This is a genomic window from uncultured Clostridium sp. (assembly GCF_947039605.1).
Lineage (GTDB): Bacteria > Bacillota > Clostridia > Clostridiales > Clostridiaceae > Sarcina.
In genome coordinates this window covers 17,250-29,407 of record NZ_CAMQZG010000036.1, presented here as the reverse complement: position 1 = coordinate 29,407, position 12,158 = coordinate 17,250, and the positions used below count along the sequence as shown (strand labels likewise).

General features: G+C 26.5%; 15 protein-coding genes. 2 read left to right on the top strand and 13 right to left on the bottom strand.

The window, feature by feature from the left end:
• The first annotated feature begins 391 nt into the window (after positions 1–391).
• Entirely contained in the window at positions 392–943 is a 552-nt protein-coding gene (locus Q0V24_RS12755; RefSeq protein WP_297522090.1) for a PepSY domain-containing protein, read from the top strand.
• A gap of 58 nt (positions 944–1,001) precedes the next feature.
• Here Q0V24_RS12755 and Q0V24_RS12750 read toward each other — a convergent pair whose 3' ends face one another.
• The 5 genes from Q0V24_RS12750 to Q0V24_RS12730 form a co-directional block, all read right to left on the bottom strand.
• The gene (locus Q0V24_RS12750) at positions 1,002–2,600 is read right to left on the bottom strand and encodes a hypothetical protein (RefSeq protein ID WP_297522088.1); all 1,599 of its coding nucleotides are present in this window, start codon (positions 2,598–2,600) and stop codon (positions 1,002–1,004) included.
• Between the two features lie 141 nt (positions 2,601–2,741).
• A complete protein-coding gene (locus tag Q0V24_RS12745; RefSeq protein ID WP_297522086.1) occupies positions 2,742–3,065 on the bottom strand; it encodes a DUF1622 domain-containing protein in 324 nt (107 codons plus the stop codon).
• A 160-nt stretch (positions 3,066–3,225) separates the two neighbouring features.
• Positions 3,226–3,852 carry a hypothetical protein gene (locus Q0V24_RS12740; RefSeq protein ID WP_297522084.1) on the bottom strand — a complete coding sequence of 209 codons (627 nt, stop codon included), beginning with the start codon at positions 3,850–3,852 and terminating at the stop codon, positions 3,226–3,228.
• A gap of 136 nt (positions 3,853–3,988) precedes the next feature.
• Positions 3,989–4,624 carry a hypothetical protein gene (locus tag Q0V24_RS12735; RefSeq protein ID WP_297522082.1) on the bottom strand — a complete coding sequence of 212 codons (636 nt, stop codon included), beginning with the start codon at positions 4,622–4,624 and terminating at the stop codon, positions 3,989–3,991.
• 27 nt (positions 4,625–4,651) lie between these two features.
• Positions 4,652–4,993: a hypothetical protein gene (locus Q0V24_RS12730; RefSeq protein ID WP_297522080.1), complete on the bottom strand. Its 342-nt coding sequence runs from the start codon at positions 4,991–4,993 to the stop codon at positions 4,652–4,654.
• A 148-nt stretch (positions 4,994–5,141) separates the two neighbouring features.
• Here Q0V24_RS12730 and Q0V24_RS12725 point away from each other — a divergent pair, with 148 nt between their 5' ends.
• A complete protein-coding gene (locus tag Q0V24_RS12725; RefSeq protein ID WP_297522078.1) occupies positions 5,142–5,342 on the top strand; it encodes a ferredoxin in 201 nt (66 codons plus the stop codon).
• Here Q0V24_RS12725 and Q0V24_RS12720 read toward each other — a convergent pair.
• The 8 genes from Q0V24_RS12720 to Q0V24_RS12685 all read right to left on the bottom strand — a co-directional run bounded on the left by Q0V24_RS12720 (position 5,289) and on the right by Q0V24_RS12685 (position 12,110).
• Positions 5,289–6,296 (bottom strand): MBL fold metallo-hydrolase, encoded by a 1,008-nt coding sequence (locus Q0V24_RS12720; RefSeq protein ID WP_297522076.1) that lies wholly within the window; start codon positions 6,294–6,296, stop codon positions 5,289–5,291. The genes Q0V24_RS12725 and Q0V24_RS12720 overlap by 54 nt on opposite strands.
• A gap of 152 nt (positions 6,297–6,448) precedes the next feature.
• Complete coding sequence (locus tag Q0V24_RS12715; protein WP_297522074.1) at positions 6,449–6,652, bottom strand: hypothetical protein; 204 nt, start codon at positions 6,650–6,652, stop codon at positions 6,449–6,451.
• 354 nt (positions 6,653–7,006) lie between these two features.
• Positions 7,007–7,603 (bottom strand): thiamine phosphate synthase, encoded by a 597-nt coding sequence (locus Q0V24_RS12710; protein WP_297522072.1) that lies wholly within the window; start codon positions 7,601–7,603, stop codon positions 7,007–7,009.
• Positions 7,604–8,710, bottom strand: a complete 1,107-nt coding sequence (gene thiH, locus Q0V24_RS12705) for a 2-iminoacetate synthase ThiH (protein WP_297522070.1) — start codon at positions 8,708–8,710, stop codon at positions 7,604–7,606.
• 1 nt (position 8,711) lies between these two features.
• The gene (locus Q0V24_RS12700; protein WP_297522068.1) at positions 8,712–9,476 is read right to left on the bottom strand and encodes a thiazole synthase; all 765 of its coding nucleotides are present in this window, start codon (positions 9,474–9,476) and stop codon (positions 8,712–8,714) included.
• Between the two features lies 1 nt (position 9,477).
• Complete coding sequence (gene thiF, locus Q0V24_RS12695; RefSeq protein WP_366938308.1) at positions 9,478–10,293, bottom strand: sulfur carrier protein ThiS adenylyltransferase ThiF; 816 nt, start codon at positions 10,291–10,293, stop codon at positions 9,478–9,480.
• 12 nt (positions 10,294–10,305) lie between these two features.
• Positions 10,306–10,497, bottom strand: coding sequence for a sulfur carrier protein ThiS (gene thiS, locus Q0V24_RS12690; RefSeq protein ID WP_297522065.1), 192 nt, complete (start codon positions 10,495–10,497; stop codon positions 10,306–10,308).
• Between the two features lie 206 nt (positions 10,498–10,703).
• Positions 10,704–12,110 carry an MDR family MFS transporter gene (locus Q0V24_RS12685; RefSeq protein WP_297522064.1) on the bottom strand — a complete coding sequence of 469 codons (1,407 nt, stop codon included), beginning with the start codon at positions 12,108–12,110 and terminating at the stop codon, positions 10,704–10,706.
• Between the last annotated feature and the right edge of the window lie 48 nt (positions 12,111–12,158).

Genomic DNA, 12,158 nt, shown 5'->3' with positions numbered 1-12,158 from the left:
TTATATTGTTATACTCAATTAAATCTCTAAATATTTTAGCCATCTATATCCTCCTCTTTCGTTTATAAATTTTAGTTCTAAATATTTTATGCACCTTTAACTCTTTTTGACACTCTTTCTTTCACTAACTATATATGCTTAAATTATAAGTTTTTCAATTTTTTAAGATTAACTCTTCTATATATTAATCTTACACTCTTAAATCAGCTAATAATTAGTCTGTTTTATAACCTCTTTTGTTTCCATTTTAATTTGTAATATGTCTTATATCTAAAATATCTTACTCAAAACTTGTAATTTCTTGTTTTTTCATAGTTACCTTAATGTAATTTGATTTATTATTTAAAATGTTAGAATATACTGAATAAATTTTAAAATTGGAGGCTTCTAAATGAAAAAAATTGGAATTACTATAATAGTAGGAATTATCTTAGGACTTGGTATTGGTTTTGGGGGTATTTCTGTCCTTGCTTCACCTAAAAATGCAATAATTCAAACTACTACAAATACTAAACTTACCGGAATCATAACATCAATAGATGCAAAATCAATTATTTTAAATAAGATCCCCGGCAGTACTATAACTAATTTTGCTTTTCATAATATACCTATTCCTGCTTATAGTTCTATTTCTGTAAATGGTAATAAAGAATATAAAATCTCTGTAAATGCTAAAACTGGTAAAATCATTTCTTCTACAGATGCAAGGTTTAAAAATAGTGATATTTCTGCTACTGCTCCTAATGGATTAATTTCTAATATAAAAGCTCGTGAAATTGCTAGTACTAAAGTACCTAATTCAAAGCTTGTTGGATTATCTTTAGATTTTAATAATCCTATTCCAGAATATGATTTGATTATGCAAACTTCTAAAGATAAATTTTACATATCCATAAATGCTAAAACAGGAACTTTAATTACTTTAACTAAGATCAAAATATAAAAAAGCATTTAGATTAGAGATTAACTCTATTCTAAATGCTTTTTCTTAGTTGGTTGATTTAAAATTCTTTTACTATAGCTTCTACTATAATTGAATTTTTATATAGTATTTTTCTGTCATTTATTTTCTTATAATAAATGTTCTTGCTACTCCCTTTAACACTAATTCCTGTTCCTACTTTATAATCTTCTGCTAACACTATTATTTCTACAAACCTTTGCTTCTCTTTTTTTATATAAACCTCTTCACTTTCTTTTCTATGTGCATATTCTAAATATAAATTTAAATATCCTATTACTACTAATTTATATAGATTCATTATTTCTCCATTTAAACTTCTCCCTGTTGCTGTTTTTATTATATAGTTATCTTCTATTTCTATATCTTCTGATATATCTATTATTTCAGCACATCCATCTTCTATTATAAAATTATTTTCTATTTCAAACTCTGTAAACCCTGGATTTGTAGCTTCTATTTTAAATTGTTTTTTTTCAACTTTTAAAAATTTTATTGGACTTTTCATATCACACTTATATTTATAATCTGCACTTATTTGTGAGTTTATAAATCCTATACTACATATTTTTTTCACTAAAACTTTATAGTATAATGTTAAACTTTTACCTTTTAATAAATTACCTATATTTATTCCATTTTCTAGAGTGCTAATATTTATGTTATCATAATCTCTATAAAAAGAACCTACAATAAATTCTATTTCTTCACTCAAAACTTCATATAAACTTATGCTATAGCAATCTACTTCTCCTAAGTTTTTTATATCAATTCTAAAAACTATTTCTTCTCCGAGTATTATAGTTTCTTTGTTAGCTGTCTTTTCTATTTCTAGCTGAGATTTATATACTTTTAGTTCTTCACTTAATACCTCATCTGTCATATAAATTTCTGTTCCCTCTAATTCGTAGTCATATGATACTCTAATCTTATTTGCAATTGTAGCATTTATCCCTCTATCTAGAATCTTAACATTAAATTTTATATGTGCACTTTGATTCTTTTCTAAATATTTTAGGTAAATACCCTTTGATAAACTTGATATATCTATGGGCTTATTATTTAAGTAGATTGACTCTCCTACTATTTCAACTTCTGTTCCTTGAATGTCTACTATTTCTATATTTCTAACTAATTCTTCACTTATATTTTTAACTGATATTTCATATGATATAATTTCTGAAATTATCGCACTATTACAAGTAGCTTTTTTTATAACTTCTAATTTTTGTTCTTTAGGTTCATATTCAGTATTTAATGCTTTTTCTTCTATTACTTTTGTTTCTATTTCACTATATATTTCTTTATCATCTCTATAAATAATCTCTACATCTATGTAATTGAATTTAAACATAGCAACTTTTTCTAGTTCATATGAAAGTTTTATTTTTTCTCCTACATATAAATTGTCTAGATGCATATTAGTGATTCCCATAAAATCATAAAATTGTATATCGTCTATGCAAAGAGTTTTCTCTATATATTGAAAACAAATTGGTATGCTACTTTTTATGTCTATATCAAATATATCAAAACTATTTTTATTTTCTATATATATTTCAAATTTAAATTTATTTTTTACTTTGCTTTTAATATCAAGATTTAAACATCTTATTTTTTTTCTTAAATAGCTTTCCATTTTATTATTTTCTCTCCTTACATAATTACTTACACTATATATATCTATTCATAAATTATATAAAGTATTAAACTTTCTTTCAATTGATTTTCCTTATAAAAAAACACCTTAAATATTTATTTAAGATGCTTTTTAGTATATTTAATGTTCTGTTTTATCTGATTTTATTTCCCAATGAATTACAAATGCTAATATAGCTCTAAGTAGTATAATTGCTCCTAACATAAACATTTCATCAAATGATTGTACTAAGACAGTTTTTAATATTTCTGCTCCCATTTTAAATTCTAATGCTAGTGTTAATGCTTCTGCAAATTTAATTTTTATTGCATAGCCTTTATTAAAAAACAAGTTCATAAGATATTTATAGAATGCTACAAATCCTCCTATGGCTATAATTATCACACCAAATAATTCTAGTATATGTACAATTTCTGGTATTAGAAACTTTAGAAAATCCCCCATTATACTGTCCCCCTTATATAAAACTATTATTTTAATAGTAACTTATTTTGACTTCTTATTATCTCAGAGAATTTTGTTTATTTTAACTCTATTCTATTAATAGTTTGTTAATTGTCTATATTATAAAAACCATCTATAATTTTATAGATGGTTTTACATTTTAAGATGGTAATCTATCTAGTACAAGCTCTCTTATTCCATTTTCATTATTAAATATATCTGCTATTATATTTTCAATTTTTTCAACTGATAAATCATTTTCTTTAAGTTGTAGTTCTAAAGAATCTAATCCTTCATATTTTTTATATTCATCTATAAAATTTCTAAGATATTGCTTCGTTTTCTCAGCATAATCTAATGTTATATATACTTCATTATATACATCAAAACTATTTTCTATAGTTTCTATAACTTTTTTTATCTCTTTATCTCTTATTATATTATTTTTACAGATTTCATCTATTTCTTTATATGAATTTATGTATGCTGTTGATATTTTTTTATTAAAGTAATCTGTATGTATATCAATTACATCCATAACATCGCTATGTTCTCTTAAGTATATTGATACATTTTCACTTGGATTAAAACTTGAAATTGTAACTGAAGGTAATATTACTTCTTTTATAAATTCTAAAATTTCTATTTTTGTTCTAAAAGTAAAAAAGGCTGATATTTTACTTTTACCTTGATTTGTTAGTGTTACTCTTAAAATTTCATCATCTACCATTATAGGTTCACTTAAATTTTTATTTATATAAGTATGCCAATATTCTAATTTTTCCATAAATAACACTCCTCTCTTTATAAGTATAATACATAATTTAACCAATAAAATCAAAGATTAAACATGTTTTTTCAATTTTAAAACAAAAAAACTATTGTATATTAGTTTCATTAGTATATACAATAGCTTTTTATTTTTATATAATAGGTATCTGATATAAAAACTCTTCTAAGTCATCTTGCTGCACACTTTTAGTATCATTCATAAGTTCTATAAAATCAACTAGTGTGAAATCTGTTTCTAAAAACCTTTGTTTAAGTGTTTCAAAATCATCATCAACTTTTTTATATCCAATATATATATCTTTTAGATATGTTTCTAAACAATCTGAAAACTCTACAATTAAAAACACATCATTCTCACTACTAAATATATAATTCATTTCTTCTGTAATTTCCACAAGATTTTTTATCGTAATTTCAGTTTTTGATAAGTTATCTAGTTTTGTGTATAATTTTTCGTATATCTCTATATCCTTATCATCAACTTCTTCAATAGTTTTAATTAATTCTATAAATTGTTCATAGTCTAGTGTAAGTTGCAATATTTCTTCATACTCACTAAATGATTTTGAAAGTATTGTTGTTGGTAATACTACAAATTTTAAAAAACTAATGATTTCTTGCCTATTATCAAAATTAAAATAATTAAAAAAAGCATCATCACTATTTTGATTTACAAGTAAAACTTTTAGCATATTTTTATCCACATCAAACCTTTTAGCACTATCAGCACTTATGTACTTATTCCAATATTCTAAATTATATTCCATATAATTCTCCACTTCTTTAAATAATTTTTAATTTTTAAATGTTATAACAATATCATTTAAATTAGAAAGTAAAACTCCCACATTAAATATTGGTACAAAATGCATTATAAAGTTAAATATAAATACTTTTACTCGGTTATCTTCTTGTATTCCACTTATTTTTAATCTCATAAATTTACTAATAATTGAATTATTATTATTTATAACATCTGCATTTTGTTTCATTGTTTGCTCTAACATTTTTTTTAGCATTTTCTTTTTTAGTTCTTTTTCTTCTTTTGATGTTGCAAGGAATCTAGCAACTGTTGTCAGAAGAGCAATTCCTGTAACTATAAGATAAAGCTCTAATATTAAAGCTAAAATATTCATATGTCATTCCTCCCTTATCTATACAGTTATTTAAGAATATGATAACATAAAAAGTTACTATTTTCTTTATTTTATTACTTTTTTATTAATTTTATTTTTTATATGTTAATATATATATATTAGAGTATTGCTACTTATAGGAGGTTTTATGAAAGCTTTTGTAAATATTGAAAGATGTATTGGTTGTGAGTTTTGTGCAAGTACTTGCCCTGAAATATTCAGAATTAAAGAAATTTCACCAGATGTTGAAAAATCTTTTCCATCTGAGAATGAAATTCCAGATAATTTACTTGATTTAGCATATGATATTGAAGATAGATGCCCTGTTGCAGCTATTATTATTGAGTAAAAAAGAAGTTGCCACATTTTTGGCAACTCCTTTTACTTCTTTCACAGTTCTATATCCATAACTTCCAATTCCACATTCCGTAAAAATTCCATTTCCAGTTGATAAAAATACTACATGACCACATTCATCAGTTCTATGAACTTCTATATTTCGCTCTTTTAATCTTTTCATAACTTCCTTCGCTGGGTTTGCATAAACATTACTTTCACTATTTGTAATTACGGCATATTGAGGTTTTAATTTATCTAAGAAAATTTCTGTTGTACTTGATGCCGATCCATGATGCCCTATTTTTAAAACATCAACTTTTTCCATTTTCTCTAAAACTCTCTCTTCTGTTGTCTTTTCTGCATCTCCTGCAAATAGAAACTTATCTGTCCCATTGCAATAAAGTGTTATAAGTGACTCATCATTTGTATATGTTCCACCCTTAGTATTATAAATTTTAATATAAGAATCCTCTCCTAAAACTATTAACTCGCCCTCACTTGGAATTTTAGGTATGATAGATTTAAAATCCATCGCATCTATAAATTCATAATATGCTTTAGTATCTAGTTTCCCATTTGATACTAATATATTTTTGACTTCAAATTCTTTTATAACTCTATCAAGACTCCCAATATGATCTTTATGATTATGAGTTGCTATCATATAATCTATTTGTTTTATGCCTTCTTTTTTTAAATATGCAACAATCATATTTTCATCATTATTGTCAGCCCCATCTATTAATATAGTTTTTTCACCTTTTACAAGTATACAATCACTATTTCCTGTATTTAAAAAGTGAACCGTTGTGTCTTTTATTTCAAGTTCTCGACTTACAACTCTTTCTAACTGAAATATCTTAGCTCTAAAAAAACAATAACTTAACATAAAGAAAAATATTCCTGTTGTCACAATAATTAAATTCCTTATAATTTTAAACTCTCTATCACTTAATCCTAACAAAATATAATCACCCCTTTGTAATTTTCGCCTCTAAAACTTTGTTAGAATTAGTATTACCTAAAGTTTATGAAATATTATATTATTTATACATTACGTAAAAATTATTCTATTTTTCATAAAAAAAATACCTGCTATCTCAGCAGGTATCGCTATTAATATAAATTATGTTCTGTTTTATAAACTATTAAAGCTTCATATATTTCTATTTTTAATTCATCCATTGGAGGTATGTTTGCACCCTCTTTTGCCATTTCTATAGCGATTTCGCCAATGATTTCCTCATTTGTTTTTTTACCTATTTCTTCTTCATATTTTGCAAATAAATGTCTTAATTCTCTTTTAGCCAAATCTTTCATAATATATGCCGCCTTCCATCATTTGTTTCTATATAACTATTATACTATAAGTATTATAAATTTCTATAATAATAGAATTCTTTATAAATCTATTCTTTTTAAAACGTTTTCTTCTAGAAACTCTAAAAAATTCTTTATAATAATATAATTCTTTATATTATTTTTAAAATTCAACTAGCAATTTAATCTTTTTTAGATTGATTAATTTATTATAATAGAGCTTTAATTATTTTTATTTATAACCCTTTACCAATATTTCTGCCTTATGGTCTACTTCTCATTTGCATTTTGTTTTTTTTAAAATAAGTTTTATAATCAATTTAAATTGACAATAAAACTTATTTAAATAAATTTCTAATTACAACTTTTATATTTAACTACTAAATTATACACATCATCATTTTTCATAATATCACTCATTATACCTATCCCATCAGCACCACTATTTAATACTTCTTTATAATTCAAAATATTTATTCCACCAAGTGCAATTACTTTTATAGGCACTTTACTTTTAATCTCTTTTATAAATAAAAGTCCTTTTCCTTTTAAACCTTTTTTACAATTTGTTTCATAAATATTAGAACATAAAATATATGAAGCACCAAGTTTATATGCATTTATAGCCTCTTCTACACTATGAACTGATACTCCTATTTCACCATTTATATCATTCTTTAATTCTATAAACATATTATAAGGCATGTGTATTCCTACACCTTCTATCTCATTTTTTATTTTATACATTGAATTTATAAAAAGCTTTGTTTTTCTACTCCCTATCATACCTTTAATCTTAATTGCATAACCTAAAACTATTTTATATGGAAGTTCTTTTTCTCTTAAAATTATATGGTCTATTCCTGCATTTATAGCTTCTTCTATAACTCTAAAGTATTCTTCATCTGAACTTACTAAATTTCTATTTGTAATAAGACATATATAACTCATCTATATACTATCCCAGTCTTTGAATATTGCTTGATAACCAAGATTATTTAATACCTCTTTTATCTCATTAGTACTTCTATCATCACATATTTCAAACTGCTTTTCTCCCTTATCTTCTTCAAGAGAATGTCCACCTACATCAGTTGAAACACCTGCTGACATTTTTGTAACACCAAGAGGAATTAAATTTTCTCTAAAACCTTCTCTTTCTCTAGTTGAAATATTAATCCCTGCATTATGATGAAATAATCTTGCTACAAGTATAGACTGCACCAAATTTCTATCACTAACCTCATCTACTAAATGGAATATTCCTTTATGTGGTCTAATTCTTGGGAATGAGAATGATAAATTTACCATTGGATATTTATCTAAAAGATATTTCCCATGCATTATTGTAAAAAACATTTCTCTTCTAAATTCATTAAGTCCAAGTAGCGCTCCTATATTTAAATTCCTTATCCCAGCTTTTGCCCCTCTCTCTGGTGCATCAAGTCTAAAGTTATAATTTCTTTTAGGTCCTGCAAGATGAACATTCTTATATACTTCTCTATCATAAACTTCTTGATATACAGTTAGCCCATCTACTCCATTTTCTACAACTCTCTTATAATCATCTTCCTTCATAGGATAGATTTCTATTGTTATAGACTCAAAATGCTTTCTTAAAATTTTTACAGACTCAACCACATAATCAGCATTAGTATGCTTTTCACTTTCACCTGTTAAAACTAGAATATTTCTAAAACCTTCTGCATTTATTCTTTTTCCTTCTTCATCAATTTGCTCCACTGTAAGTTTTTTTCTTACAATATCATTCTCTATATTATAAGTACAATAAGCACATTTATTAACACATATATTTGAAATATACATTGGAGTATATAAAAGAATAGTCTTTCCAAAATTTCTTGTAGTTATATCATTTGCCCCCCTTGCCATATTCTCTAAAAACTTTTCAGCCTTTGGAGAAAGTAAGTTTAGTAAATCAGTATAATCTTTTTTATTTCTATTAATTGAATTTAAAATATCTAAATCTGAAACTTTATCAAAATACCCAGTAAAATCAAAGTTTTCAAATTCTTCAATAATATTTAAAAATGACATCTTAATCTAAGAACCCAAGCAGTGGAGATGAAGCCTTAGCAATGCTTGAAACTTCTCCACCTTTTGCTAGATAGGCATTTCTACCTGCTTTTACTGCATCTTTAAACGCCTCTGCCATAAGTACTGGGTTATTACTTGATGAGATAGCTGTATTAAGTAATACTGCACTAGCACCCATTTCCATAGCTTCTGCTGCATGAGATGGCATTCCAATCCCTGCATCTACTATAATATGAGTATCAAGTTCATCTATCATAAGTTGTATAATTTCTTTTGTTCTAAGACCTCTATTTGTACCAATAGGGGCTGCAAGTGGCATAACTGCAGCTGCTCCTGCCTCCATCATATATCTTCCAACTGTTAAATCTGGATTCATATATGCGAATACTTCAAATCCTTCTTTTGAAAGTATCTGTGTTGCCTTTAGAGTTTCTATATTATCAGGCATCAAATATCTTGAATCATTTATAACCTCTATCTTAATCCAATTACCAAGTCCCATAGCCTTTGCAATCCTAGCAATTCTAACTGCTTCCTGTGCATTTCTAGCACCTGAAGTATTTGGCATAAGTATCATATCTTTAGGAATGTAATCTACTATATTTTCCTGTGTATTCTGTAAATCAACCCTTCTAACTGCCATTGTAATAACCTGACTTCCTGAAGCCTCTATTATTTCTGGAACTTTTATATTAGTAGTCTTTCCACTACCTATAAATAATCTAGAACTTAAAACTTTCCCACCAATTTTCAATTCATCTTTCATCTTATAAATCTCCCCCATTATTTATTTCACCAAGTATTATTCTAACTGCTGTATTTGCCATATGCCCAGCCGCTATATTCACTCTTGTAGACATAAGTCCACAAAACTCTCTAGCCTCTGAAACTTGATCCCCACAGACATAAAATCTACTATTCATTCTTTTTGTTTTTATAGTGTTAGATGGATAAACACCAGCCATTCCACTACCTGAAACTATTATTTTTTTTGATTTTGTAAGAAGTGTATTCACAAGCTCTGCCTTACACTTTGCATCATCAAAAGCTTCAATAACTACATCACAGTCTTTAAAAATTTCAATGCAATTTGTTTTATCTAAAAAAGCATCTATTTTTTCTACCTTAATAAAAGGATTTATCATTTCTATATTTTTAATAGTAGTATCTGTTTTAAACTCTCCAAGTTGACTTATAAAATAGTTTTGTCTATTTAAATTACTAGGCTCAACTATATCAAAATCAACTATAACAAGCTCTCCTATCCCAATTCTAGCAAGCATACTAGCAATATTAGACCCAAGACCTCCAAGACCTGCAATTCCAACTTTTGCTTTTTTGAGTTTTTCATATACTAAAGGCGTATGCCTTGCCATCATCACAGATTCAACTTGTTCATATGATAACTTCTCACCTTTTTTAATAAAACTTATACTATCATTTTCTTTAATAGGCTTGTCTTCCTTAATAGGAAATCCATTAACTATAATCACATCTGCATCTTTCTTATATAGGGCTTTAAGAGCAAAAACAGTAGCTTCTATATCTACGCTTACTTCCTCTTCATTAATCTTTACATTTATACTACTCATTTATTAGCCACCACCAACAAATGATATAATTTCAATCTTATCATCGGTCTGAATAATTCTCTCACTAAACTCTTCTACTGGTATAATATCCATATTAATCTCAACCACAACTTTTTTGCTATCAAGATTTAATTTTTCTAATATCTCAATTACTCTACAACTTGAAATTTGCATTTCACTTCCATTAATAATCATATTTTACCTCCCCCCCCTAGTCCTTATAGCTTAGCTAGTCTTTGTAATACCATTTTATACCATTTAATTTCATAAGACAATTTATATTGTATAGTTTTCAGTATTCTTTTTATTATGATTTTTAATTTATAACTATAAAAAATAGGACTACATCTAGTTTTCACTAAATATAGTCCTTCTTTCTCAAATATGTATAAATTAAAACTTTAAACTTTCTTGTTATCTTTTTTTAAAACAAAAAATGCTAATAAAAAAGAAATTAGTGTAAATAATGAAGCAACTCCAAATGATATATTCATTCCATGAATCATTGCTGACTCTGGGTTTATAATGTTCGAATATTTAGCTCCATTAACCATTATTGTAATTAGTATTGCAGTACCAATTGATGCTGCAACTTGTCTTAGAGTTGTACTGGCTGCTATTCCATGAGAATAAAATTCTTTCTCTAAAGCATTTAAACTTATAGTAGTAAGTGGCATCATAAACAGTGCAATTCCAAGTAATCTTATAGCATACATTACTGATATAAATACTAAAGAAGTTGTAGCTGTTAAGAACATAAAGCTTAAAGTACCAATAGTTACAAGTAAAAGCCCTGAAAGAACTAAAAGCCTTCCACCAAACTTATCAAATAGTCTACCTGTAATCGGACTCATTACCCCAAGAATTAATGCTCCTGGTAGCAGTAAAAGTCCTGATTCAAATGAAGTAAATCCCCTAGCTGTTTGCACATATAAAGGTAAAATAACTTCTGTTGATAAAAATCCTGCAAAAACTATTAATACTATTAATGTAGCAAATGAAAATACCTTACTTTTAAATACTCTTAAATTTAAGAATGGACTCTTCATTGTAAATTGTCTATATGTAAATATTACTAAACCTAGAAGTCCTACAATAGTTGGAATTAAGAATTTTGAACTTCCCCATCCATATGTTCCAGCATTACTAAATCCATAAAGTAATCCTCCAAATCCTATAGTTGAAGTCAATACTGATAAAATATCAATACTCGCTTTTTCACTCTTCTTAATATTTTTGAGTAAAAAATATCCTAAAATTATATCTATAATTGCTATTGGTAATGTTATGTAAAATAAATCTTGCCAGCGATAATGTTCTACTAGCCAACCTGCAAATGTTGGTCCAATAGCTGGTGCAAATGAAATTACTACTCCCATTATCCCCATTGCTGTTCCACGTTCTTCTGCTGGGAAAATGAATAAAAATACGGTTTGCATAAGTGGTAATATAATACCTGCTCCCATAGCTTGTATTATCCTTGCTATAAGAAGAACATCAAAACTTGGTGCTACAGACCCTATAAGTGTTCCAACAGCAAATAGTCCCATAGATACAAAAAATAATCCTCTTGTTGAAAATCTTTTAATTAAAAATGCTGTCATAGGAACCATTATTCCTGAAGTTAGCATAAATGCAGTTGTAAGCCATTGACCGTTAGATGTTGTTAAATGCAACTCTCTAATAATTGTTGGCAAAGCTGTTGTAAGAGCAGTTTCATTTAAAAAAGCTATAAATGTTCCAAGTAATAATATTGAAGCAATTATCCACTTATTTCCTATGTTATCTACTTTAAACTCATCCGTCATTCGTCTCCTCCTATTTTTTTCTTATATATTAAATTAAAAATACTTATT